The following is a 23316-nucleotide window of genomic DNA, read 5'->3' as shown; positions in this document are numbered from 1 at the left end:
CGTCACGAATCAACCCGCCAACGAGAGGGAGATCCCGTTTCTTTCAGCTCAGGGGGTCAGCTCCCCAAGGGAGGCGACATCCACCGGCGCTGCATAATCGACGCCCGGCAGCTCGAAGCCGTTGAGTTGCATGAAGTCCTGCCGCAGCCCTGTAAAGTCCCCCAGCGCGTGGAAATTCTCCGGCGTCACCTTGGGCCAGAGCGCCGAAACGGCGGCCTGAATGGCCGGGTCGAGCTCGTGGTCATCCATCCGGATCAGCCGGTTACCATCGGCCACCACCCCATTGGGCCCGTACATCTTGGCGGCGAACAGTCGCTGCATCTGCTCGATGCAGCCCTCGTGTACGCCGCGTTCCTTCATCACCCCCATCAGCAGGCCGAGATAAACCGGCAGCACCGGAATATAGGCGCTCGCCTTGGTCACCAGCGCCTTGCAGACCGATACCCAGGCGTGACCGCCAATCTCGGCCAGCTGCAGGTTGATGATCTCGGCGGTGGCGTGCAGATGCTCCTTGGCATAACCGATGGTGCCATCGCGATAGAGGGGATAGGTGGAATCCGGGCCGATGTAGGAGTAGGCGACGGTCTGCGCGCCGGGCGCGAGACAATCCGCCTGCTGCAGAGCCTGCATCCAGAGCTGCCAATCCTCGCCGCCCATCACGGTGACGGTATCGCGGATCTCCTCCGGCGTGGCGGGCGCCAGCGACTGCTGCACCAGGGTATCGCGCTCCAGATCCAGCCCCCACCCGCTGAACGGCTGACCTGTAGTCTTGAGCACCGAGCGCACCTGCGTGCCATCAGGCAGCACCCGGATGCCGCTCGCCAGCGAATAGATCACCAGATCCACCTGCCCCAGCTGCTGGCGGATGGTGTCGATGGCCTGCTGGCGCATCGCATCGGAGAAGGCATCACCAATCAGGTTGATGGCGATGCGCCCCTCCTGCTCCGCCTCCTTGCGAAACCAGATGTTGTTATACCAGCCGGCACTGCCCAGCCCCTTGTCGGAGGGGCCACGCTCGAACGAGATGCCAATGGTGTCGGCACCGGCACCGAAGGCGAGCACAATGCGCGACGCCAGCCCGAAACCGGAGGAGGCCCCCAGCACCAGCACCCGCTTGGGCCCGTTGAACGGGCCGGTGGCCTTGATCCGTTCGATCTGCTGCTGCACGGCGGCGCGACAGCCGATGGGGTGACAGTTGCGGGCAACACAACCTTGAATCTGGGGATGAATGATCATGGGAAGGCCTCCAAAGAAACTGGCTACAGCATAACCAAATCGAAAGAGATTAACTTGATGCCGGATCGCTATCAGTCAGAAAAGCCGCGGGAATTGAGGCAGAAAAACAAAAGGGAGCACGTGGCTCCCCAAAGCGGTATTCAGATGCTTTTTGTTGTTTTGTGTTCATTGCGAAGCACGGGCCCATCCTATGCCTCTCCCCCCTGATCGGCAAGCCGAGGGGTGTGACCGGCGTCAAACTCTTGTTTAATTTATAGACAAATAGTGGTTAATAACTGAGTGGCTGACCCTGTGTCACACGTCATTAAACTCATTTAAATCCCAAAACTGTGCCTGAGGCACCATTTTAGTTTCAGCAGAGATTGGTATAGTGGGCTGAAGGATCGGTAAGGAGAACCCCCATGAGTGGAACAACCTATTACAAGCATATTCTGGCCGCGATCGACCTCTCTGAAGACAACCGCAAGGTGATCGACAAGGCGGTGGATAGAGCCCGCTCCAACGGCGCCAAGCTGTCGGTTATCCATGTCGATGTGGACCTCAAGGATCTCTACACCGAGATGATCGATATCGACATCGACAACGTGCAGGATCAGGTAATCGCCGAAGCGAAAGAGAAGCTGGAGGCATTTCTGGCCTCGGTGGACTATCCCATCGAGAAGAAGCTGGTGATCTGCGGCGATCTGAGCGAGCGGGTCAATCAGGCGGTCAAGGAGTACGAGATCGACCTGCTGGTGTGCGGCCATCGCCAGAGCTTCTGGAGCCTGCTCACCTCCAGCGCCCGTCAGCTGATGAATACGGTGCCCTGCGATCTGCTGGTCGTCCCCTTGCAGAAGTAATGAAACCGGCGTAGTTTGATTTGCTATGAACATGACCGCATTCAATCACAACTACTGGTGGTGCTGCTCCTAAACAGGCGGCACCGCGTTTCTATTCAAGATTTCCCAAAGAAAACACCGTGACCGCCGAGAGGCGGTCAACTGTTTTTATCCCTTTGTCGCCTCCCGGCTCACCCAACTGGAGAGAGTGACATGCACAACCCCGTAATCCTGACTGGCGATCGTCCCACCGGCAAACTGCACATCGGCCACTATGTCGGTTCCCTGCGCCAGCGCGTCGAAGCCCAGCACCACTACCGTCAATTCGTGATGATCGCCGATCTGCAGGCGCTGACCGACAACGGCCACAACCCGGCCAAGGTGACAGACAACGTGCTGGAGGTGATGGCTGACTATCTGGCGGTCGGCCTCGACCCGGCCAAGACCACCTTCTGTTTGCAGAGCGCCCTGCCCGCCCTCGCCGAGCTCACCTGTTACTACCTCAATCTGGTCAGCGTCGCCCGGCTGGAGCGCAACCCCACCGTCAAGGCGGAGATCCAGCAAAAAGGGTTCGAACGCACGCTGCCGGCCGGTTTTCTGGTCTATCCGGTCAGTCAGGCCGCCGACATCACCGCCTTTCGGGCCAGCCATGTGCCGGTCGGGGAAGATCAGCTGCCGATGCTGGAGCAGACCAACGAGATCGTCCGCCGCTTCAATTCTTTGGTAGGCAAAGAGGTGCTGACCGAGTGCCAGCCGATCCTGAGCGACACCGGCCGCCTGCCCGGCATCGACGGCAAGGCCAAGATGTCAAAATCTCTCGGCAACACCATCGAGCTCGGCATGTCGGCGGAAGAGGTCAAACAGGCGGTGTTCGCCATGTATACCGACCCCAACCACCTCAAAGTGAGCGATCCGGGTCAGGTGGAGGGAAATACGGTGTTCGCCTATCTGGATGCTTTCCACCCCGACAAGGCGCTGGTCGCCGAAATGAAGGCGCACTACCGGCGCGGCGGGCTGGGCGATATGCGCTGCAAACAGGTGCTGAACGACTGCCTGCAAACCCTGCTCGCCCCGATGCGGGAGCGCCGTGCCGCAGCCATCGCCGACAAGAAGATGCTGCTGGAGCTGCTCTATCAGGGCACCGAGCAGGCTCGCATCATCACCGATGAGGTATTGGCGGAGGTGAAAAGCGCCATGGGGCTCGACTACTTCGCCAGCATCCGCTGAGCGGGAGTCCCGAGTGCATCATCGCCATAGAGATCGAACACCAGCTGGTGCAACAGGCTCTTGAACCAGCCGATCGCCTCGTCGTGGGCGGTCAGCGGGTGCCCCGCCATCAGGTAGACGATCGGGATGGCTGGGTCGAGTTGATGCATCCGCAGCGGGTAGTAGCGGCAGAAGTGGCGCCCGATCATCTCAGGCACCACCACCAGATAGCGGCCGGTCGCCATCAGTGGCGGCACCGCCATAAAGCTCGGCAACCGCACGCCCAGCTCCCGCTCCACCCCGAAACGGGCCAGCCAGAGCTCCACCATCGCCTGACTGTGACCCCAGCTGGAGGTGTGGATGTGGGGGCGGCTCACCAGCTCGACCGGGGTCAGCACATCGGGCAACTCGCTGCCGAGCGGCGACAGGCAGACCAGCGGGTTGTTGAACCACTCCTCCCGCCACAAGCGGGGTGAGAGGTGATTCGCCCCGGCAAAACCGATCACCAGATCCAGCTCACCCTTTTCCAACTCCCGCTCGTAGTCGCTGTCCGCCAGCTCGCACACCTCAAGCCGACAGTGAGGGGCCTGCCGATGGAGCCGCTCCACCAGCACCGGCACCAGCCCATGCTCCACCGAACCCGGGGTGGCGATGCGGAAAATCCGCCGCGCGGTGGCGGGATCAAACCCCTTGGCCTGCCGCAATCCCTGCTCCAGCATCGCCAGCGCTTGGCGAACCGGCCCGGCCAGCGCCTTGGCCCGCTCGGTCGGCATCATCTCGCGCCGACTCATCACGAACAGCGGGTCATCCAGCGCCACTCGCAGCCGCCCCAAGGCGTGACTGACGGTGGATTGGGAGAGATGCAGCCGTTCGGCGGCACGGGTGACATTGCGCTCCTGCATCAGCATGTCGAATACGGCGAGCAGGTTGAGGTCAAGACGGGCGAGCGAGCTATCCATCGATATTAGCCATAGTTAAATGCCAACAATTCATTTTTACCATAGTAACAGATTGCCTAGAATGCGCTGGCTTAATACATCGGAGATTCAAATGCGTAGCTATCTGTTATTGCTGGCCATTGGCCTGCTCTGGGGTTCCCAGTTCATTTTCATGCACCAGGCCGTTGCCGAGTTGCCCCCCATTCTGGTGGCTGCCGGTCGTGCCCTGTGCGGCAGCCTGACCCTGGGTCTGCTCTGCCTGTTCATGCGGCTCAAGAGTGAGCACACCCCGTGGCGCACCTATATGCTGATCGCCCTGCTGGATGCCACCATCCCCTTCATCATGGTCGCCTGGGGCCAACAGTATGTGGATAGCGCCATCGCCGCCGTGGTCATGGGTTGTATCCCGTTTGTGACCATTCTGGCTGCACCGCTGTTTATTTCTGGTGAAAGAATCACCAAAACCGGCCTGCTTTCCGTGATCATCGGCTTTGCCGGTGTGCTCACCCTGTTCTGGCCGAAACTCTCCCAGGGCATGAACGCCGGTCTGCTCGGTGCCATGGCCATCCTGCTGGGTGCCAGCTGCTTCGCCATCGGCCTGCTGATGATCAAGCGCTTCGCCAAGGACCATCCGGTCGTGGTCGCCCGCAATATCCTGATCTCCTCGGCAATCCAGTTGCTGCTGGTCGCCCCCTTCATGGTTGATCTCGGCAGCCTGACCCTGCCGAGCACCCAGGCCCTGAGCGCGATCACCGTGCTGGGTACCCTCTGTACCGGTCTGGTCTACTTCCTCTACATGGCTCTGATCCAGAAGGCCGGCCCGACGTTCGCCTCCTTCAGCAACTATCTGGTGCCGCTGTTCGGCGTGATGCTGGGTGCCCTGTTCCTCGGCGAGCAGATCCATCCCACCACAGGTGTTGCTCTGGCCCTGATCCTCGGCTCGGTCGCCATGAACCAGTGGGCGCAGCAGCGTCGCATGCAGCGCGAGGTCTCCCTATGTCAGGCATCCTGACCACACTGTGCGGTGGTCTGGTACTGATTGCCGGCTGGCAGTATCGCCAGCGGCTGGCCGGGATCCTGGGCCTGCTGATGGTACTGCTTCCCTGGTTCTTCGATAGCAAGCTGCAAGCCATGCTGAGCTATGCCCTGAATGCCTGAAGTCCATCTCTGAATGTGTGACGAGAGTCTATCTCTCCTGTTTTTGGGACTGTTTTAAAAAACCTCCGATTTGTCCCCCGCTACCGGCGCTCTGCGCCGGTTTTTTTATGTTCGAGATCAGGAGAAAACCGTTACCTGTTATCAACTGTTTTGATGGGGGACTGAGCTAATAGTGGTTTCTCACCAACAGTGAATCCTTAAAGAACTGGCTATCAGTAATACAACCGACTCATTAAGGTGATTCACATGCGCAATGCTCTTGTCCTAGCCCATACCCTTCATACATTGGTGACCAATAGTCCGTTAGAAAACCTGTGTGTTGCCATAGCAGCGTTTGCCCTGATAAGACTGATAAACGCTTTTGCAGAGCTACTGACAACATAGAGTGTGAGCAACACCTTCACGGGAAACTTAGCCGAGCTCGCCAGACTGATACACATTCCACCAGTCAGCCTGATATATCAGACTGACTGGCCAAAAAAGCCAACGACAACCATCTGAAACTCAAACCGAATAGCGATAGCTGAGTCGCTCGTTCTTGCGCGGCCCGGTGATCTGCCAGCTCAGCAGAAAACCACCGTCGATCTCGGTCAGCTCGGCGCGGTAGTGATCCGCCCCGCATAGATGCGGCTCGGCGGTCAGCCAGCGGCCATCCCCCTGCGGCAGCAGCTCGAACAGTTCGACCGGAGCTTCATAACGCAAGTGAGAAAGGCGGATCCCCCGCTCGCTACGTTGCCACCAGAAACGGTTGTGCATGGTGAGCACCCGACCATGGGGAGTGGTATAGCGCCCCTGCTCGCTGAAGAGCCAGCCACCCTGATGATCGGTCACCGCCACAACCCCCTCGCCGCGACCATTCCAGTCGGTCGCCGACCCCTCGCTATTGCTGGCGGTAAAGGAAAATGCTCCGACCTGTGGCAATCGCGCCCATAAACGCTGGATTGCCGCTTCCATCTCGGCCATCATAGCCCCCTTAAAATTGACAACTGACGATAAATCAAACACATGAACTACTTGATAGGGGTCACCCTGCTCTGGTCATTCTCCTTCAGCCTGATCGGGGTCTACCTCGCCGGTCAGGTGGATGCCTACTTCTCGGTGCTGACCCGCATCGCCCTCGCCAGTCTGGTGTTTCTCCCCTTCCTGCGCCGCCGCTGGCTGCACCCCGCTCTGGCGGCCAAGCTGATGGCGCTGGGCGCCATCCAGCTAGGCATCATGTATCTCTTCTACTACCACTCCTTCCTGCTGCTGACGGTGCCGGAAGTGCTGGTCTTTACCATCTTCACCCCCATCTACGTCACCCTGCTCCACGATCTGCTGGAAGGGCGCTTCAAGCCCACCTATCTGTGGGGCGCCCTGCTGGCGGTGCTCGGGGCTGCCGTCATCCGCTTCGACGGCCTGACCGAAAGCTATGTGCTGGGATTTATGGTGGTGCAGGGGGCCAACCTCTGTTTCGCCCTGGGTCAGGTGGGCTACAAGGTACTGCTGGCACGGGAGGCGGAGCAACCGCCGCAACTGGCGGTGTTCGGCTGCTTCTATCTGGGAGCGCTGGTGATCGCACTGCCCGCCTGGTGGCTGCTGGGCAAGCCGCAATACCCAACGTCAGGGTTGCAGTGGGGCATTCTGCTCTGGCTGGGGGTGGGTGCCTCCGGCCTCGGCTACTTCCTCTGGAACAAGGGGGCGACGCTGGTTACCAGCGGGGTGCTGGCCATCATGAACAATGCGCTCATTCCGGCCGGCTTGCTGGTCAATCTGCTGCTCTGGGGCAAGGATACCGACCTGACCCGGCTGACCATCGGCGGCCTGCTGATGCTGGCCTCGCTCTGGGTCTGCCAGCGTGACAAGCGCGGCCAACCCTGACCACACTCAGCCGACGACCGTGTTGTGCTCCCGTCTGGCCTGACTGTGACAGCTGGCCAGCCGGGCCAGCAGATGATCGAGCTGCTCGCCAGCCTGACTCTGCACCAGCCCGATGCTGACGGTGACCGGCCGCTGTGACAGCAGGCTGGCATCGGCAATCTCGAGGCGCAGCCGCTCGGCGATCTCCAGCGCACTCATCCGCTCGGTCTGGGAGAGCATCAGGATAAAACCGTCCTCATCCCAGCGGGCGAAGGGATCTTCCCGCCGCAGCTCGTGGCGCACGATACGCGCCAGCTTGGCCAGCATGGCGTCGCAAGCCGCTTCACCAAACAACTGCTGGATTTTGGCCATGTGATCGACCGAAAACTGCAGCAGACTGAAAGTGCCGCTCTCGGTCGCCAGCCGCTCTTCAAGCAGTTGCTCGAAACGGCCACGGCTCTCCAGACCGGTCAGCGGATCGGTGCCATGTCGCTCCTCCACCAGCACGGCAGCGGGATCGAGGTGACGGACGACCCCCAGCAGATAACCCCGCTCATCACGACGCATCCGCTCTTCCAGCCGGATGTAGTGACCGTGATGATGCAGAATGCGGTATTCGAGGCGCAGACCGCTGCTGCGGCCGCTCTGGCAGGCGAGCAGGGCATCTTCCAGCCGAGCAACATCGTCGGGATGCACCCGATCCAGCCAGCCGAGATCATCCGGCCAGCACTCTCCCAATCCCAACAGGCGCAGGCAGGAGGGATCACGCTGCAGTCCATGTTGGGCTGACCAGCTCCAGATCCCCGCCTCCAGCAGCGCCATGGCATCAGACAGCAGACCCGGATCAAGCCGGGCAGTCACATCGACCAAAGGTGTCTTGAGCATTTCCATGGGGCGCCTCGAAACAGGATCTGAATACCTGCTCAATAAGTAACATTGGCGTTCACGCCGAGCAACAGGGTCAGAGCGCTTTTCCCTGATACCCGTTCATCAAGGTCTGCCAGTTCTCCGGTACGAAGTGGAAACTGGTATGCAGTTGAGACTCTTTATTGAATGAACGGAGCAAGCGTTCCAGATTGGCCTTCTGCCATTCGCCGGGGGAGCGGATCGCACCCTTGTCAAAATCGATCACCCACACCTTGCCCTCTTTATCGAGCAGCAGGTTGTGGCTGTTGAGATCGGCGTGATAGACCCCGGCATCGTGCAGCTGGCGCACCGTCTGGCCTATCTTGTGCCACACCTCGGTCGCCACCGGCCCCTGCTTGAGCAGCGCCACCATATCCTTGGCACCGCGAATTCGCTCGATCAGGATATCGGCACGATAGAAGGGTCCCTGTTTGACCATACGGGCACCAAACGGACGCGGTACCGGCAGCCCCAGCTCGCACAACTTGGCCAGCAGGGTGTATTCGGCCATGGCACGGCTCGACTCGACCCCTTCGAACCAGAAGCGATCCCGCACCACCTTGCCCACCATGCCGCCGCGATAGTAGTGGCGCAGTACCAGATGGCGGGACTCATCCTTGACGAACCAGGTCACCCCCCGCCCGATGGAGGTTCCCACCACCTGACGGTTGTTCTGCCACCAGGCAGGATCGAATAACTGGGGAGAAGGGTCGCGAAAGGCCCCTTCGGCATACCAGCAGATCTGGTTGTGTTCGGTCTGTACTCGCATCGTGGAGATCCCGCTCGGTGGGTCATGGATCGCAATTTTTCAATTGGCGATGAGGCTGCCGCTCTGGCATGCCCGCAATAGTGGCCTTTAATCAACGACGTGCAGAAACAGGTCATGGCACAGGGCCTGGCCTATCCTGGCTGACGATTGTGCGCAATTTTACAATCCAGAGGGGAGTTTGCATAATGCCATCCACCCTTTTTGCCAGCCGTGCGCCACAACATGCCGCTATTTCAAACGCCCCCCTCCTCCATCTGCATCCTGCGGCTCTCCGCCATCGGGGATTGCTGCCACGCACTGGCGCTGGTGCGCGTCATCCAGCGGGAGTGGCCACAGACCCGCATCACCTGGATCACCGGCAAAATCGAGGCAACCCTGTTTGCCGATCTTCCCGGCGTCGAGGTGATCCCCTTCGACAAGAGCAAGGGATGGCGCGGCTATCGCGATCTCTGGCAGACCCTCAAGGGGCGCAAATTCGATGCCCTGCTCCACCTGCAGGCAGCGATGCGAGCCAGCATCGCCACCCTCGGCATCAGCGCCAAGGTCAAACTAGGGTTTGATCGGGAACGGGCCAACGACGGCCAGTGGCTGTTCACTAACCACAAGGTGCCTTCGCCTGCCTCTCCCCATGTGCTGGACGGTTTCCTCGCTTTCGCCAAAGAGCTCGGCATCAAGGATCTGACCCCGGACTGGCAACTGCCCATCAGCGCCGAACATCAGGCGTGGGCAAGGGAGAAGATTGGCGGCAAACCGACCTTGCTTATCTGCGCTGCCGCCAGCAAGGCCTTCAAGAACTGGACTGCCGCAGGCTATGCCGCGCTGGCGGATCATGCGGCCAGCAAGGGATTTCAGGTCTATTTGTGCGGCGGGCCGGCCAAACTGGAGCGGGATCTGGCTGCCGACATCCAGCGCTTAAGCCAGAGCAAGCCGGTCGATCTGGTGGGGCAGACCAACCTCAAGCAGCTGCTGGCGCTGATTGGCGAGGCGAGTCTGGTACTGGCCCCCGATACCGGCCCAACCCATATGGCCACCATTGTCGACACGCCGGTGATCGGCCTCTATGCTCACCACAATCCGGCCCGCACCGGCCCATATCTCTGCCGCGACTACGTGGTCAGCGTCTATCAGGAGCTGGTCGAGCAGGAGACCGGCAAGCCGCTGGCCGAATTGAGCTGGCGCACCCGTCTCAAGGACCCGGATGCCATGCGAAAAATCACCAGCGAGCAGGTGACCGCCGCGTTCGATCGGCTCTGTGCAGATCGTCAACTGCCGTAGTGACAGGGCACCTCGGGAATTCCGAGCCATCAGGCAGGGATAACCTGATAGCCTCTGCTCTCAGCCAAAGGCACAATGCAGGCTGATGTGGGTTACGCTCCCGCAGCAAGCTACGAATACTTTGATCGGCTGGAATATGATTCCGGCCGTTTTTTTATTCGCCGCATTCTGGTAAAATTCGCCGCCTTTACATCCTCCTGACTCAAGAATTTTCCGCGTTTTGCGTTTGGCTGTCTCCCTTTCGGGCACAAGACGGCGGTCTCTGCTACAACCAAAACAGCGGTTTCGATTAAAGGTAATAATATGGCGCAACAAGGCACTCTCTATATCATCTCCTCTCCGAGCGGCGCGGGTAAATCCAGTCTGCTCAATGCCTTGCTGACCAACCACAATCAAGCTGGCAAGATGCAGCTGTCGGTTTCCCACACCACTCGCGCCACCCGTCCTGGCGAAGAGCACGGCGTCCACTACCACTTCGTTCAGGTGGAAGAGTTCAAGGCGCTGATCGAGCGTGGTGATTTTCTGGAATGGGCCGAAGTGTTCGGCAACTACTACGGCACCTCCCGCGCCGCCATCGAAGCCTGTCTGGCCAAGGGGATCGACGTATTCCTCGACATCGACTGGCAGGGTGCCCGCCAGATCCGCGAGCAGATGCCGACCAAATCCATCTTCATCCTGCCCCCCAGCCGCGAAGAGCTGGAACGCCGCCTGATTGGGCGCGGTCAGGACAGCGCCGAAGTGATTGCCGGCCGGATGGCGAAAGCCATTGCCGAAATGGTGCACTACGACGAGTATGACTATGTCATTATCAATGAAGACTTCGAGCAGGCGCTGTTCCAGCTCAGGTCCATTATTGAGTGCCAACGGCTGGAGATGCGTCATCAACAGCAGGCACAACAAAACTTGCTGCAACAGTTACTGGCAGAATAAGCCAAAAACGAGTAAACTTTTGCGTCATTTTTAAACACCGCTTTTCTAAACACAGAAAGCCCACATAACTGGAGTCCTGCATGGCACGCGTTACTGTAGAAGATGCTGTAAAACAGGTTGGTAACCGTTTTGACCTGGTGCTGGTCGCCGCACGCCGCGCCCGTCAAATCGCGGTTCAAGGCAAAGATCCGCTGGTTGAAGAAGAGAACGACAAGCCGACCGTGATCGCCCTGCGTGAGATCGAACTGGGTCTGGTGAACAACCAGGTAATGGACACCCAGGACCGTTACGAACAGCAAGAGCAGGAAGCCGCCGAGCTGGCTGCCGTTGCTGCCATCGCCGAAGGCCGCGGTTAAGTTATTCCTCTGGTTGGCACCCGCCCGGGTGCCGACTGTTCATCCCCATTTACAACCGCTCGAAAACCTCGCAAACTCAGGGCTATACCCTCAATTCCACGAATTGCCGTTTCACCGCTGCGGGGACTGTCTTGTATTTATTTGAAAACCTTAAAGAAATAGCCAGTTCCTACCTGCCACCCGAGCAGGTTGAGAAGCTCAAGCAAGCCTATGTGGTGGCCCGTGATGCCCACCAGGGCCAGATGCGTTCCAGTGGCGAACCCTATATAACCCACCCCGTTGCCGTTGCCCGGATCCTCGGTGACATGCGCCTCGATCATGAAACCCTGATGGCCGCAGTGCTGCACGATGTCATCGAAGACACCTCTGTCACCAAGGCCGATCTGGCCGAACAGTTTGGCGATGCGGTCGCCGAGCTGGTAGCCGGGGTCTCCAAGCTCGACAAGCTGAAATTTCGCGATCGCAAAGAGGCGCAGGCCGAGAACTTCCGCAAGATGGTGATGGCGATGACCCAGGATATCCGGGTCATTCTGATCAAGCTGGCCGACCGCACCCACAATATGCGCACCCTGGGCTCGCTGCGCCCTGACAAGCGCCGCCGCATCGCCCGGGAAACCCTCGAAATCTTCGCCCCCATCGCCAACCGCCTCGGTATTCACACCATGAAGAACGAGCTGGAAGAGCTGGGCTTCGAGGCGCTCTATCCGATGCGATCCCGCGTGCTGCGCGAATCGGTGCGCCGCGCCCGTGGCAATCGCCGCGAGATTATCGACTCCATCCAGAGCGAAATCAGCGGGCGCCTGCGTGAGGCTGGGATTGAGCATCAGGTCAGTGGCCGCGAGAAGAACCTGTTCTCCATCTACAACAAGATGGAGAAAAAAGAGCTGCAATTTCATGAGGTAATGGATATCTACGCCTTTCGGGTCAAGGTGAAGGACATAGATACCTGTTACCGGGTGCTGGGGCAGATGCACAGCCTCTACAAGCCGCGCCCCGGCCGCTTCAAGGATTACATCGCCATCCCCAAAACCAACGGTTACCAGTCGCTGCACACCTCGCTGGTGGGGCCGCACGGGGTACCGGTAGAGGTGCAGATCCGCACCGAATTCATGGATCAGATGGCTGATAAAGGGGTTGCTGCCCACTGGGCCTACAAGCAGGATGGCGACAGCTCGGGCACTACCGCCCAGATCCGCGCCCAGCGCTGGATGCAGAGCCTGCTGGAATTACAGCAGAGCGCCGGCAGCTCCTTTGAATTTATCGAAGGGGTCAAGACCGACCTCTTCCCCGACGAAATCTACGTCTTTACCCCCGAAGGTCGCATCATGGAGCTGCCCGCCGGCGCCACGCCGGTGGACTTCGCCTACACGGTGCACACCGATATCGGCCACGCCTGCGTCGGTTCGCGGGTCGACCGCCACCCCTACCCGCTCAGCAGCCCGCTGCACTCGGGTCAGACGGTGGAAATCATCACGGCGCCGGGCGCCCGTCCCAACGCAGCCTGGCTCAACTTCGTAGTGACCACCAAGGCGCGCTCCAAGATCCGCCAGTTCCTCAAGAACCTGCGCACCGAAGAGTCGGTGGTGCTGGGTCGTCGCCTGCTCAACCATGCGCTGGGCGCCAAGAATATCGAAGACATCCCCGAGCCGCGCATCAAACAGGTGCTGGCCGATACCAAGCACGAGAACCTGCAAGGCCTGCTGGCCGATGTGGGCCTCGGCAACGCCATGAGTGTCATGGTGGCGCGCCGCATGCTGGGGGATGAGTTGCCGCCGGAAGAACAGCCCAAAACCAGCAGCAAGAAGATGCCGATCAAGGGTGCCGACGGCATGCTGGTCACCTTCGCCAACTGCTGCCGTCCGATCCCGGGGGATGCCATCATCGCCCACATCAGCCCGGGCAAGGGTCTGGTGATCCACCAGGAAGCCTGTCGCAACATCAAGGGCTACAGCAAAGAGCCGGACAAGTACTTACCGGTGCAGTGGGAAGTGGACAAGGAGCAGGAACAGGAGTTCCGCACCGGCATCAGCATCGAGATCATCAATCATCAGGGTGCGCTGGCCGAGCTGGCCAACGTGATTGCTGCCACCGGTGCCAATATTCACGCCATCAGCACCGAAGAGAAAGATGGCCGGGTCTATCAGGTGAGCCTGCTCATCACCACCAAGAGTCGCATCCATCTGGCCAACATCATGCGCAAGATCCGCGTCATGCCCAACGTGCTCAAGGTGAGCCGGCAAAAGAACTGATCACACAGGCGGCGCAAGCCGCCTGCTGCTTTTTAAGAGACAACCATGACCCCCGAACGCTTCAAGCGCATCACCGACATGCTGGCCCAGCGTCAGCTCGATTTGACCGTCTGCATGGAAGAGGTCCACAAACCTCACAATCTGGCCGCCATCGTGCGTACCGCCGATGCCATCGGTATCCACCGGGTACACGCCGTCTGGCCCAAAACCTGGATCCACAAGCGCAAGGGCACCGCCCGCGGCAGCCAGAACTGGGTGGATGTAAAACTGCACCCGGATATCGGCAGCGCAGTCGCCGAGCTGAAAGCCTCCGGCATGCAGATCCTGGCAACCCACCTCTCCGACAGCTCGGTCGATTTTCGCACCATCGACTACACCAAACCGACCGCCATTCTGGTGGGACAGGAGAAACACGGCATCGGCGAAGAGGCGCTGGCGCTGGCCGATCACCATATCGTCATCCCCATGGTGGGCATGGTGCAGTCCCTCAACGTCTCGGTGGCCGCAGCCGCCATCCTCTACGAGGCGCAGCGCCAGCGCGAGCTGGCCGGTTGCTATCAACGCGGCTGCCCGCTCACGCTGGAGGAGCAGAACAGCATCCTGTTCGAGGGGGGTTATCCCATCTATGCCCAGCTCTGCAAAGAGAAAGAGATGCCCTACCCCCAGCTCGGCCCGGCCGGTGAAATCCTGGCAGACGAAGAGTGGTGGCAGCGGATGCAACTGACCCGCAAAGGCTGGGCCCAGCAGATCGAGCAGGACGACCTACAGGAGACGTGATGGAGAACCCTTTTGGCAGCTGGCTGGAATCGCAAATCATCCGGGATCACCTGACCAACCCGAACATAGAGGCCGGCGACTACAGCTACTACTCCGGCTACTACCACGGCAAGCCGTTCGAGGATCACTGCGTCCGCTACCTGCTCGGCGATGGCTCGACCCGCGAAACCTGGGAGAGCGGCCTCTGGGGCGAGGTGGATCGGCTGATCATCGGCAAGTTCTGCTCCATCGCCTCGGGCGCCACCTTCATGCTGGCAGGCAATCAGGGCCACCGGCTGGATTGGGTCTCCACCTTCCCGTTCAACCCCGATACCTTTGGCGAAGGGGCCCGCAGTGGCTTTCTGCGCAAAGGAGATACCCGGATCGGCAACGATGTCTGGATCGGCTCGGAAGCGATGATCATGCCCGGCATCACCATAGGTGATGGCGCCGTCATCGCCACCCGCGCCGTGGTGACCAAAGATGTGGCCCCTTACACCATAGTCGGCGGCAATCCGGCCCAGCCGATCCGCCGCCGTTTCAGCGATGAGCAGATCGCCATGCTGCAAGAGATGCAGTGGTGGGACTGGCCCCTGCCCACTCTGCAACACGCCATGTCGCTGCTCTGCTCCGGTGACATCGCAATGCTTTATCAATACTGGCAAACGGAGTGTGCCTGATGAAATTCCTCTCTATTCCCCTGTTGGCCCTGACCCTGTTTTCTGCCGGAGCCCTTGCCGTGACCAATCCCTATGCGTTGACCAGCGAAGCCGATGTGCCCACCCTCTACCAGCAAACCCTGCCCGACTTCTGGCGCCAGCATGCCATAGAAGGAGAGTTCAAGGGCAAGGATGGCGTCTCCATCCGCTATGCCGCGCTGCGACAGGAGAAGGTTGATCGCGCCATCCTGATCGTCAACGGCCGGGTTGAAAGCTACCTCAAGTATCAGGAGCTGGCATGGGATCTCTGGCGCCAGGGCTACAGCCTCTACCTTATCGACCATCGTGGTCAGGGGATGTCCGGCCGCATGCTGAGCGACCATGACAAGGGATATGTCGACCAGTTCGACGATTATGTCGTCGATATGAAGCAGTTTCACGACCAGATAATCATGGCGGACAAGCCCGCCAAGCTGTTCCTGCTGGCTCACTCCATGGGGGGGGCCATCTCGGCCCGCTATCTGGAGCGCTGGCCCGATGATATCCGCGCCGCCGTGCTCTCCTCCCCCATGCTGGGCATCAATCTGGGCGGCCTGCCCAAATGGCTGGCCAGGGGACTGGCCACCACTATAGGCACGGTCGGCGGCTGGTTTGGCGAACCACCCTATGGGCCGGGTCAGGGCCCCTATCAGGACCATGGCTTTGCCGATAACGAGCTGACTCACAGCCAGTCCCGCTATCAGGCGTTCCGCCAGATTTATGAGCAGCACCCGCAGATCAAGCTGGGGGGGGCAACTGCCCACTGGATTTATCAGGGGATCACCGGTGCCGATGCCGCCATCGCCGATGCGGGCGCCATCAAGACGCCGCTGCTGCTGCTGCAGGCTGGCAACGACAGCGTGGTGGACAACGCGGCGCAGGATGCGTTTTGCACCAAAGCCAGCTGTGAAGGGGGCAAACCGCTGCGGATTGAAGGGGCCTGGCACGAGCTCTTCATCGAATCCGACGACAAGCGCCAGCCCGCGCTGACCGCCATGCTCGATTTCTTCGCCCGCTACTAGGCTGGCTATTTTTTGTAACCCTAAATAAATGGGGTGACCATGCAGGCTGGGGTAAACTGCCCCCGCTTTCAATTGATGCCGAGGTAAAGATGTTCAAGGTAGTTGTATCCGATCTCGATGGAACTCTGCTCAACAAGCAGCACCAGATCTCCTCCCGTACCCGGGAGACCGTCCGCCGTCTGGTTGAGCAGGGCGTGAAATTCGTGGTCGCCACCGGCCGTCACCACGTCGATGTACGCAGCTTCCGCGATGCGCTCGGTCTGGATATCTACCTCATCACCTCCAACGGCGCCGTGGTGCATGACAAACAGGGCAAACTGGTGTTCAACCAGCCGCTGCCGACCGACATCGCCGCCGAGCTGGTTGCGCTCGAACGTGACCCATCCATCCATCTCAACGTCTATCAGGGCGATGACTGGGTGGTCGAGGAGGAGCTGCCCTGGTTGCTGCAATTCCACGACGAGTCCGGCTTCACCTATCGTCTGGTCGATGACCTGAAACAGGAGTCGATGGAGCAGATCAACAAGGTCTTCTACATCGGCGACCACGAGAAGCTGCTGAAGATCGAGGCGCACCTCAACCAGCGCTACGGCGACCAGCTCAACGTCACTTTCTCCCTGCCGGATTGTCTCGAAGTGATGCACGCCGGCGTCCACAAGGGTAATGCGGTGCGAGCCGTGCTGGAGCAGAACGGGTTCGATATGTCCGAGGCGATCGCCTTCGGCGATGGCATGAACGACTTCGAGATGCTGACCATGGTGGGACGCGGCATCGTGATGGGCAACGCCCATGACCGCCTGAAAATGGCGCTGCCGGAGTATGAGCAGACCCTCACCTCCGATGAAGATGGCGTCGCCGTCTATCTGGAGAAGCTGTTCAAGCTGGAGAGCGTCAGCGCAGCCTGACCCTCTTCATCCCGACATTCGATTCAACAAGGCCTCACCATGTGAGGCTTTGTTTTTTCAGGGTTTCCAGCCAGGGATTGGGCCGCTGCCAGCTGAAGCTCTGGTTCGCCCCGCCGTAGCATTCAGCCAGCCGCAGCGGCGTGCCGGGGGTATGGCGTCGCCCGGCCACATCGAGGCAGCGGGAGACCTTGCTGTTGAACAGCTTGTCTTTCTGCCACTCCCACTGCGCCTGACCGTCACAGGGTGCCAGCATCACTTCGCTGTCGTTTTTGGCTTGCAAACAGAGATCCTGCAGGCGCAACTCACCCAGATCCCACTCGAACAGTTGATCGTCTTTTCCGCTGCAAGGTTGTGCCAACACCTTCTGTTGGGACACCGCAACGCAAAAATCACCGCTGGTCAGCAAGGGGGAGAGAGAACGCTCCTCCTGCGGTTGTGATGCAATGGAGCCCATCATCACATCGGTGGATGGCGGCTTGATGGTACAGCCACCCAGCAGCAAGGCAGCCAGCAGGGCGGGAGAGCAAGCAAAGGAAATTTTGTTATTCATGGAAAAATGCCTGAAATGGGCCGATGACATCCGGTTGTCAGTGACTCGAGGCTGAAGCATAACCGAAAGGCAGGGCGCGCTGCCCAAATAGAGTGTAAACAGACGTAACAGGGAGAGAGTACTGGCCCAGCGGAGGCCAGAAAGCAAAAAACCCCGCCGAAGCGAGGTTTTTCTAAATGTGGTCGGTGATAAAGGATTCGAACCTTTGACCCTCTGGTCCCAAACCAGATGCGCTACCGGACTGCGCTAATCACCGAGGCTATTTCTTTCAAAATAGTTTACTTCAAAAAAACAAAGACGACCTGATGGTCATCCTCGTCATACAGCAAGTATGGTGCGAAGAGAGGGACTCGAACCCTCACACCCGGGGGGCACTAACACCTGAAGCTAGCGCGTCTACCAATTCCGCCACCTTCGCGTACATGACAAGCTGTAAAATGGGGTGGCTGATGGGGCTCGAACCCACGACAACCGGAATCACAATCCGGGACTCTACCAACTGAGCTACAGCCACCACAGCTGCTTTCGTTCCACAACAACGCCCGTTTAACCGACGCACTTTTTATGGTGCGCCCGACAGGATTCGAACCTGTGACCTCTGCCTCCGGAGGGCAGCGCTCTATCCAGCTGAGCTACGGGCGCTACGCTGTCGAACGGGGCGCATTATTAATGATGGTTGCTGGTTTGTCTACACTTTTCTGTCACCGAAGCACTGTTCGTTGTTTTTTCAAGCACATTGCGCACTTTTCTTCCACTATTCCCCTGCTGACAGCCGAAAAGGGGCAGATCACAGTCGCAAATCGCCTTGCTGCCTTGACTTGATTTGATGCCCATCTAGAATGAATGAACGTTCATTCAATCGAAAGTCACACTGATGATTCTGGATAAAAAAGAGAGCATCTTCAACGCGGCCCATGAGGTGCTGGGTGAACGGGGTTTTCATGGTCTGTCGATTGCAGAAGTCGCCAAGAAGGCCAATGTTGCCACCGGCACCATCTATCGTTACTTCGGCGACAAGGATGATCTGATCCGGCAACTGCACCAGCACACTATCTTGCAGTGTGTGCCCATGGTCATGGCCGATGTAGCAATCGATAAAGTTTCATTTCAACAATTTCGCCAATTATGGCTCAATATTCATGCCATTTTTGTTAACGAACCCAACGCTATCCGGTGCAAATTGCAGTACGAGAGCTCTCCGCTAGGGGCAGAATTGGAGACCAATCCTGTCATTCTGGCTGCCTGGGAGCCTCTGGACCGATTTTTTGAACAGGGCGTTGAACAAGGATTGTTTATTGATTTACCGATACGGGCACTCCAGGTGTTGAGTCTGGACAGTGTCATGCATCTGGCCCTGCAGTGCAGGGTGCACAACATCACGCTGACCGAATCGCAGTTGGAAACCGCGATCCGGGCCAGCTGGAATGCCATTTTATCCCCCAATCTTTCCACCTCAGGAGCCTGTTCATGAAAAAGTGGATGGCCATTATGTTGCTGATAGCGATCGCCTTGTTTGGCAGCGTCATCGGCTTCAATTTGTTCAAACAGAAGATGATTGCCCAATATATGGCCAACCGGCCGGAACCCGAGTTCCCTGTCACCGCCATGGTGACCAAGGCGCAGGATTGGGTACCGACCATCGAAGCGATCGGCTTCATCGAGCCGAATCAGGGGGTGACCCTCTCCACTGAACTGGCCGGCACCATTGATGCTATCACCTTCGAGTCGGGCAAACCGGTCAAGGCTGACCAGCTGCTGTTGAGCCTGGACTCCACCGTGGAGCGGGCCAATCTGCGCGCCTCCCAGGCCAAGCTGCCGGCGGCAAAAGCCAAGTTCGATCGTTTCCAGAACCTCTACAAGACCAGCTCCATCTCCAAAGAGCAGCTGGATGAGGCGGAAGCGGCCTATCGCTCGCTGGAAGCGGATATCGAGAGTCTGAAGGCGACCATTGCCCGTCGTGAAGTCCGTGCGCCCTTTAGCGGCGTGGTCGGCCTGCGCAATGTGTTCCTCGGTCAGTATCTGCAGCCGGGCACAGATATCGTGCGCCTGGAGGATACCAGCGTGATGCGCCTGCGCTTCACCGTGCCCCAGACCGATATCTCCAAAATCAAGCTGGGCCAGACCATCAAGATCAATGTGGATGCCTATCCGCAAACCCAGTTTGACGGTCATATCACCGCCATCGAGCCTGCGGTCAACTTCCAGAGCGGCCTGATCCAGGTACAGGCAGACATTCCGAACAACGATGGCCAGCTCCGTTCCGGTATGTTCGCCCGCGCCAGCATCATTCTGCCGACGGTGAAAGATCAGATCGTGATCCCGCAGAGCGCTATCTCCTTCACCCTTTACGGTCAGAACGTCTACGTGCTCAAAGAGGGCGAAGAGACCGACAAAGAGGGGAACAAGGTGAAAGTGCTGCGAGCCAAGCAGGTTGTGGTCAAGGCCGGTGAGCGCCGTGGCAACGATGTGCATGTGCTCTCCGGCATCCAGGCCGGTGACCAGATCGTACTGTCGGGTCAGGTTCGCCTGAGCAACGACACCAAGGTGCATGTGGTCGAGAACGATGCCCTGGCCGTTCCGGCACAAACCCCGATGCTGTAAGCGCGGAGATCTGCGATGCGATTTACTGACATATTTATAAAACGGCCTGTGCTGGCGATCTCGCTCAGCTTCCTGATCGCCTTGCTGGGCTTTCAGGCCATCTTCAAGATGCAGGTACGGGAATACCCCGAGGTGACCAACACGGTGATCACCGTCAGCACTGGCTACTATGGCGCCAGTTCTGATCTGATCCAGGGGTTCATCACCCAACCGCTGGAACAGGCGGTCGCGCAAGCCGACAACATCGACTTCATGACCTCCTCCAGCCAGCTGGGCAGCTCCACCATCACTGCGTACATGAAGCTCAACACCGACCCCAACGCCGCGCTGTCCGACATCCTGGCGAAGGTGAACTCGGTGCGCTCCCAGTTGCCGAAAGAGGCGGAAGACCCGTCGGTCACCTCCTCCACCGGTTCAACCACGGCGGTGCTCTACCTCGGCTTTACCAGCCCGGAGCTCAACTCCAGCCAGATCACCGACTATCTGGAGCGGGTTATCAAACCGCAGCTCTTTACCGTGGGCGGGGTCTCCAAGGTTGACCTCTACGGCGGTGTCGAGTTTGCCCTGCGGGTATGGCTGGATCCGGCCAAGATGGCGGCCTTCAACCTGACGGCCAGTGACGTGATGACGGTGCTCAACAGCAACAACTATCAGTCCGCGACAGGTCAGGCGACCGGTTACTTCACCCTGTTCAACGGCAACGCCGAGACCCAGGTCAAGGATGTCGACGAGCTGAAGCGTCTGGTTGTTGCTACCCGTGACGGCAAGGTGATCCGCCTTTCCGACATTGCCAAGGTGACCCTCGAGAAGAGCCACGACATCTATCGCGCCAGCGCCAATGGCCGCGAAGCAGTGGTCATGGCGGTCAACGCCGCGCCGACAGCCAACCCCATCAACATCGCCCACGATGTGCTGGCGTTGCTGCCGAGCCTTGAGCGCAATATGCCGAGCACCATGCGTCTCAACGTGATGTATGACTCCACCGTGGCGATCAACGAGTCCATCCACGAGGTTATCAAGACCATCCTGGAGGCAGCCGCCATCGTTCTGGTGGTCATTACCCTGTTCCTCGGTTCGTTCCGCGCGGTCATCATCCCGATCATCACCATTCCGCTCAGTCTTATCGGCGTAGTGATGATGATGGATATGTTCGGCTTCTCGATAAACCTGATGACCCTGCTGGCGATGGTGCTGGCGATCGGTCTGGTGGTGGATGACGCCATCGTGGTGCTGGAGAACGTGGACCGCCACATCAAGGAGGGTGAAGAGCCCTTCCGGGCCGCCATTATCGGTACCCGTGAAATTGCGGTGCCGGTTATCGCCATGACGGTTACTCTGGCGGCGGTATACGCCCCTATCGCCCTGATGGGGGGCATCACCGGCTCCCTGTTCAAGGAGTTTGCCCTGACCTTGGCCGGTGCCGTGTTCGTCTCGGGCATCATCGCCCTGACTCTGTCACCGATGATGTGTTCCAAGATGCTCAAGGCCAACGAGCAGCCGGGCAAATTCGAGAGCACAGTCCACCACCTGCTGGAACGGATGACCGATCGCTACGACAGCATGCTGCACGCCGTGATGAAAAAGCGCCCCGTCATCGTGGTATTCGCCGTCATCGTGTTCGCCAGCCTGCCGCTGCTGTTCAAGTTCATCCCGAGCGAACTGGCACCGTCAGAGGACAAGGGGGTAATGGCCGTGCTGGGTACCGCACCGTCCAACGCCAACCTGGACTACATCGAAAACACCATGGCGGATGTGAACAAGATCCTGGACGACCAGCCCGAGATCGCCTTCTCCCAGGTATTCTCAGGGGTGTTCAATGCCAACCAGGCGTTCGGTATCGCCTCCATGGTGCCCTGGAGCCAGCGTGAAGCGAGCCAGAAAGAGGTGCTGGACCGGGTCGCCAATCTGGTGAAAGACATCCCGGGTATGGCCATCACCACCTTCCAGTTCCCGGAACTGCCGGGTGCATCGAGTGGTCTGCCAATCCAGTTCGTCATCACCACCCCGAACAGCTTCGAAAGCCTGTTCCTGGTGGCCGGGGAAATTCTGGCAGCGGCGCAGAGTAACGGTCAGTTCGTCTATTCGGATCTCGATCTGAACTACGACTCCGCCACCATGAAGATCCGCATCGACAAGGACAAGGCGGGTGCCTACGGCATCACCATGCAGGATATAGGTATCACCATGGGCACCATGATGGCGGACGGTTACGTCAACCGTATCGACCTGGATGGCCGTTCCTACGAGGTGATCCCGCAGGTCGAGCGCAAGTACCGTCTCAATCCGGAGTCCATCAAGGGCTACTACGTGCGGGCCGCAGACGGCAAGTCGATACCGCTCGGCAGCCTGATCAGCATTGAAGTGGTTGGCGAGCCCCGCGCCCTGCCCCACTTCAACCAGCTGAACTCCGCCACCATAGGCGCCGTTCCGGCTCCGGGCGTGGCCATGGGTGATGCGATCAACTGGTTCCAAACCACCGCCGACGAGAAGCTGCCGCAAGGCTACCGTTACGACTTCATGGGTGAAGCCCGTCAGTTCGTCACCGAAGGCAATGCGCTCTATGCCACCTTCGCGCTGGCACTGGCCATCATCTTCCTGGTGCTGGCAATCCAGTTCGAGTCGGTGCGTGACCCGCTGGTCATCATGGTCTCTGTACCGCTCGCCATCAGCGGGGCCTTGATTGCCCTGGCATGGGGTATGGCGACCATGAACATCTACTCCCAGGTGGGCCTCATCACCCTGGTGGGTCTGATTACCAAGCACGGTATCCTGATCTGTGAAGTAGCGAAGGAAGAGCAGCTACTGCGTGGCATGAACCGGATGGAAGCCGTTATGCAGGCCGCCAAGGTGCGTCTGCGTCCGATCCTGATGACTACGGCCGCCATGATTGCCGGTCTGATCCCGCTGCTCTACGCCGCTGGCGCCGGTGCGGCACAACGGTTCAGCATCGGTATCGTCATCGTGGCAGGTCTTGCCATCGGTACCCTGTTCACCCTGTTCGTGCTGCCGGTGATCTACACCTATCTGGCTTCCGAGCACAAACCCTTGCCGGTATTCGATGAAACCATTCCGCCCAAAGCAAACGGCGGACATTAATCATCAAT

Annotated in this window: 22 protein-coding genes and 4 tRNA genes; 16 read left to right on the top strand and 10 right to left on the bottom strand. The window is 59.2% G+C overall.

What is annotated here, in order from left to right:
* Positions 1-48: 48 nt before the first annotated feature.
* Positions 49-1236 carry an enoyl-ACP reductase FabV gene (gene fabV / locus I6L41_RS16845; protein WP_216960190.1) on the bottom strand — a complete coding sequence of 396 codons (1188 nt, stop codon included), beginning with the start codon at positions 1234-1236 and terminating at the stop codon, positions 49-51.
* Positions 1237-1637: 401 nt separating this feature from the next.
* Here fabV and I6L41_RS16840 point away from each other — a divergent pair, with 401 nt between their 5' ends.
* Positions 1638-2075, top strand: a complete 438-nt coding sequence (locus I6L41_RS16840; protein WP_005339229.1) for a universal stress protein — start codon at positions 1638-1640, stop codon at positions 2073-2075.
* Between the two features lie 192 nt (positions 2076-2267).
* The gene (gene trpS, locus I6L41_RS16835; protein WP_042054381.1) at positions 2268-3281 is read left to right on the top strand and encodes a tryptophan--tRNA ligase; all 1014 of its coding nucleotides are present in this window, start codon (positions 2268-2270) and stop codon (positions 3279-3281) included.
* Here the strand turns inward: trpS and I6L41_RS16830 are convergent.
* Positions 3260-4219, bottom strand: a complete 960-nt coding sequence (locus I6L41_RS16830) for a LysR family transcriptional regulator (RefSeq protein WP_005357110.1) — start codon at positions 4217-4219, stop codon at positions 3260-3262. The two genes, trpS and I6L41_RS16830, sit on opposite strands and share 22 nt — an antisense overlap.
* Positions 4220-4310: 91 nt before the next feature.
* Here I6L41_RS16830 and I6L41_RS16825 point away from each other — a divergent pair, with 91 nt between their 5' ends.
* Together I6L41_RS16825 and I6L41_RS16820 are read left to right on the top strand one after the other, a co-directional pair.
* On the top strand, positions 4311-5210 hold the full coding sequence (locus I6L41_RS16825; RefSeq protein WP_005357113.1) for a DMT family transporter: 900 nt from the start codon (positions 4311-4313) through the stop codon (positions 5208-5210).
* Positions 5195-5356, top strand: a complete 162-nt coding sequence (locus tag I6L41_RS16820) for a hypothetical protein (RefSeq protein ID WP_005339236.1) — start codon at positions 5195-5197, stop codon at positions 5354-5356. Before I6L41_RS16825 ends, I6L41_RS16820 begins: the two co-directional genes overlap by 16 nt.
* Positions 5357-5860: 504 nt before the next feature.
* On the opposite strand, the gene I6L41_RS16815 is transcribed toward I6L41_RS16820, so the two are convergent.
* Positions 5861-6319: a DUF6314 family protein gene (locus tag I6L41_RS16815; protein ID WP_164537881.1), complete on the bottom strand. Its 459-nt coding sequence runs from the start codon at positions 6317-6319 to the stop codon at positions 5861-5863.
* 42 nt (positions 6320-6361) lie between these two features.
* On the opposite strand from I6L41_RS16815, the gene I6L41_RS16810 reads away from it, so the two are divergent.
* The gene (locus I6L41_RS16810; RefSeq protein ID WP_164535761.1) at positions 6362-7216 is read left to right on the top strand and encodes a carboxylate/amino acid/amine transporter; all 855 of its coding nucleotides are present in this window, start codon (positions 6362-6364) and stop codon (positions 7214-7216) included.
* 6 nt (positions 7217-7222) lie between these two features.
* Here I6L41_RS16810 and I6L41_RS16805 read toward each other — a convergent pair whose 3' ends face one another.
* The gene (locus I6L41_RS16805; RefSeq protein WP_040069586.1) at positions 7223-8086 is read right to left on the bottom strand and encodes a sensor domain-containing diguanylate cyclase; all 864 of its coding nucleotides are present in this window, start codon (positions 8084-8086) and stop codon (positions 7223-7225) included.
* A 70-nt stretch (positions 8087-8156) separates the two neighbouring features.
* Complete coding sequence (locus I6L41_RS16800; RefSeq protein ID WP_005339249.1) at positions 8157-8870, bottom strand: 3-deoxy-D-manno-octulosonic acid kinase; 714 nt, start codon at positions 8868-8870, stop codon at positions 8157-8159.
* Positions 8871-9092: 222 nt separating this feature from the next.
* Between I6L41_RS16800 and I6L41_RS16795 the strand changes: the two genes are divergently transcribed.
* From I6L41_RS16795 to I6L41_RS16760, 8 genes are all read left to right on the top strand, one after another.
* A complete protein-coding gene (locus tag I6L41_RS16795) occupies positions 9093-10145 on the top strand; it encodes a glycosyltransferase family 9 protein (RefSeq protein ID WP_216960185.1) in 1053 nt (350 codons plus the stop codon).
* 303 nt (positions 10146-10448) lie between these two features.
* The gene (gene gmk / locus I6L41_RS16790; protein WP_216960181.1) at positions 10449-11075 is read left to right on the top strand and encodes a guanylate kinase; all 627 of its coding nucleotides are present in this window, start codon (positions 10449-10451) and stop codon (positions 11073-11075) included.
* Positions 11076-11155: 80 nt separating this feature from the next.
* The gene (gene rpoZ, locus I6L41_RS16785) at positions 11156-11431 is read left to right on the top strand and encodes a DNA-directed RNA polymerase subunit omega (protein ID WP_026456240.1); all 276 of its coding nucleotides are present in this window, start codon (positions 11156-11158) and stop codon (positions 11429-11431) included.
* A gap of 131 nt (positions 11432-11562) precedes the next feature.
* Complete coding sequence (gene spoT, locus I6L41_RS16780; protein WP_216960178.1) at positions 11563-13680, top strand: bifunctional GTP diphosphokinase/guanosine-3',5'-bis pyrophosphate 3'-pyrophosphohydrolase; 2118 nt, start codon at positions 11563-11565, stop codon at positions 13678-13680.
* 45 nt (positions 13681-13725) lie between these two features.
* Positions 13726-14457 carry a tRNA (guanosine(18)-2'-O)-methyltransferase TrmH gene (gene trmH, locus I6L41_RS16775; RefSeq protein ID WP_216960175.1) on the top strand — a complete coding sequence of 244 codons (732 nt, stop codon included), beginning with the start codon at positions 13726-13728 and terminating at the stop codon, positions 14455-14457.
* Entirely contained in the window at positions 14457-15116 is a 660-nt protein-coding gene (locus I6L41_RS16770; protein ID WP_216960173.1) for a CatB-related O-acetyltransferase, read from the top strand. The genes trmH and I6L41_RS16770 overlap by 1 nt, the downstream gene beginning before the upstream one ends.
* Positions 15116-16156: an alpha/beta fold hydrolase gene (locus tag I6L41_RS16765; protein WP_216960171.1), complete on the top strand. Its 1041-nt coding sequence runs from the start codon at positions 15116-15118 to the stop codon at positions 16154-16156. The genes I6L41_RS16770 and I6L41_RS16765 overlap by 1 nt, the downstream gene beginning before the upstream one ends.
* Positions 16157-16245: 89 nt before the next feature.
* Complete coding sequence (locus I6L41_RS16760; RefSeq protein ID WP_216960169.1) at positions 16246-17061, top strand: Cof-type HAD-IIB family hydrolase; 816 nt, start codon at positions 16246-16248, stop codon at positions 17059-17061.
* 34 nt (positions 17062-17095) lie between these two features.
* Here the strand turns inward: I6L41_RS16760 and I6L41_RS16755 are convergent, their stop codons facing one another.
* The 5 genes from I6L41_RS16755 to I6L41_RS16735 form a co-directional block, all read right to left on the bottom strand.
* Positions 17096-17611, bottom strand: a complete 516-nt coding sequence (locus I6L41_RS16755) for a ricin-type beta-trefoil lectin domain protein (RefSeq protein WP_216960166.1) — start codon at positions 17609-17611, stop codon at positions 17096-17098.
* Positions 17612-17790: 179 nt separating this feature from the next.
* Positions 17791-17867: transfer RNA gene (locus I6L41_RS16750), tRNA-Pro, on the bottom strand.
* A gap of 76 nt (positions 17868-17943) precedes the next feature.
* Positions 17944-18029: transfer RNA gene (locus I6L41_RS16745), tRNA-Leu, on the bottom strand.
* A 20-nt stretch (positions 18030-18049) separates the two neighbouring features.
* Positions 18050-18125 (bottom strand) — tRNA-His (locus I6L41_RS16740).
* 51 nt (positions 18126-18176) lie between these two features.
* Positions 18177-18253: transfer RNA gene (locus tag I6L41_RS16735), tRNA-Arg, on the bottom strand.
* Between the two features lie 232 nt (positions 18254-18485).
* On the opposite strand from I6L41_RS16735, the gene I6L41_RS16730 reads away from it, so the two are divergent.
* Genes I6L41_RS16730 through I6L41_RS16720 form a run of 3 tightly spaced genes read left to right on the top strand, consistent with a single transcriptional unit; the run spans position 18486 to position 23308 of the window.
* The gene (locus tag I6L41_RS16730; protein ID WP_005339267.1) at positions 18486-19082 is read left to right on the top strand and encodes a TetR/AcrR family transcriptional regulator; all 597 of its coding nucleotides are present in this window, start codon (positions 18486-18488) and stop codon (positions 19080-19082) included.
* Entirely contained in the window at positions 19079-20212 is a 1134-nt protein-coding gene (locus tag I6L41_RS16725; RefSeq protein WP_005339268.1) for an efflux RND transporter periplasmic adaptor subunit, read from the top strand. The genes I6L41_RS16730 and I6L41_RS16725 overlap by 4 nt, the downstream gene beginning before the upstream one ends.
* 15 nt (positions 20213-20227) lie before the next feature.
* Positions 20228-23308, top strand: coding sequence for a multidrug efflux RND transporter permease subunit (locus I6L41_RS16720; RefSeq protein ID WP_005355755.1), 3081 nt, complete (start codon positions 20228-20230; stop codon positions 23306-23308).
* Positions 23309-23316 lie beyond the last annotated feature (8 nt).

Origin of the sequence: Aeromonas sp. FDAARGOS 1411, from assembly GCF_019047125.1 — a bacterium.
GTDB classification, from domain to species: Bacteria; Pseudomonadota; Gammaproteobacteria; order Enterobacterales; family Aeromonadaceae; genus Aeromonas; species Aeromonas veronii.
Note: the sequence above shows the minus strand (reverse complement) of the source record. Positions and strands in the feature narration are given on the sequence as shown.

Coding starts and splice junctions, on each gene's coding strand:
- fabV (WP_216960190.1), bottom strand. CDS start 1,236: ATGATCATTCATCCCCAGATTCAAGGTTGTGTTGCCCGCAACTGTCAC.
- I6L41_RS16840 (WP_005339229.1), top strand. CDS start 1,638: ATGAGTGGAACAACCTATTACAAGCATATTCTGGCCGCGATCGACCTC.
- trpS (WP_042054381.1), top strand. CDS start 2,268: ATGCACAACCCCGTAATCCTGACTGGCGATCGTCCCACCGGCAAACTG.
- I6L41_RS16830 (WP_005357110.1), bottom strand. CDS start 4,219: ATGGATAGCTCGCTCGCCCGTCTTGACCTCAACCTGCTCGCCGTATTC.
- I6L41_RS16825 (WP_005357113.1), top strand. CDS start 4,311: ATGCGTAGCTATCTGTTATTGCTGGCCATTGGCCTGCTCTGGGGTTCC.
- I6L41_RS16820 (WP_005339236.1), top strand. CDS start 5,195: ATGTCAGGCATCCTGACCACACTGTGCGGTGGTCTGGTACTGATTGCC.
- I6L41_RS16815 (WP_164537881.1), bottom strand. CDS start 6,319: ATGGCCGAGATGGAAGCGGCAATCCAGCGTTTATGGGCGCGATTGCCA.
- I6L41_RS16810 (WP_164535761.1), top strand. CDS start 6,362: ATGAACTACTTGATAGGGGTCACCCTGCTCTGGTCATTCTCCTTCAGC.
- I6L41_RS16805 (WP_040069586.1), bottom strand. CDS start 8,086: ATGGAAATGCTCAAGACACCTTTGGTCGATGTGACTGCCCGGCTTGAT.
- I6L41_RS16800 (WP_005339249.1), bottom strand. CDS start 8,870: ATGCGAGTACAGACCGAACACAACCAGATCTGCTGGTATGCCGAAGGG.
- I6L41_RS16795 (WP_216960185.1), top strand. CDS start 9,093: ATGCCGCTATTTCAAACGCCCCCCTCCTCCATCTGCATCCTGCGGCTC.
- gmk (WP_216960181.1), top strand. CDS start 10,449: ATGGCGCAACAAGGCACTCTCTATATCATCTCCTCTCCGAGCGGCGCG.
- rpoZ (WP_026456240.1), top strand. CDS start 11,156: ATGGCACGCGTTACTGTAGAAGATGCTGTAAAACAGGTTGGTAACCGT.
- trmH (WP_216960175.1), top strand. CDS start 13,726: ATGACCCCCGAACGCTTCAAGCGCATCACCGACATGCTGGCCCAGCGT.
- I6L41_RS16770 (WP_216960173.1), top strand. CDS start 14,457: ATGGAGAACCCTTTTGGCAGCTGGCTGGAATCGCAAATCATCCGGGAT.
- I6L41_RS16765 (WP_216960171.1), top strand. CDS start 15,116: ATGAAATTCCTCTCTATTCCCCTGTTGGCCCTGACCCTGTTTTCTGCC.
- I6L41_RS16760 (WP_216960169.1), top strand. CDS start 16,246: ATGTTCAAGGTAGTTGTATCCGATCTCGATGGAACTCTGCTCAACAAG.
- I6L41_RS16755 (WP_216960166.1), bottom strand. CDS start 17,611: ATGAATAACAAAATTTCCTTTGCTTGCTCTCCCGCCCTGCTGGCTGCC.
- I6L41_RS16730 (WP_005339267.1), top strand. CDS start 18,486: ATGATTCTGGATAAAAAAGAGAGCATCTTCAACGCGGCCCATGAGGTG.
- I6L41_RS16725 (WP_005339268.1), top strand. CDS start 19,079: ATGAAAAAGTGGATGGCCATTATGTTGCTGATAGCGATCGCCTTGTTT.
- I6L41_RS16720 (WP_005355755.1), top strand. CDS start 20,228: ATGCGATTTACTGACATATTTATAAAACGGCCTGTGCTGGCGATCTCG.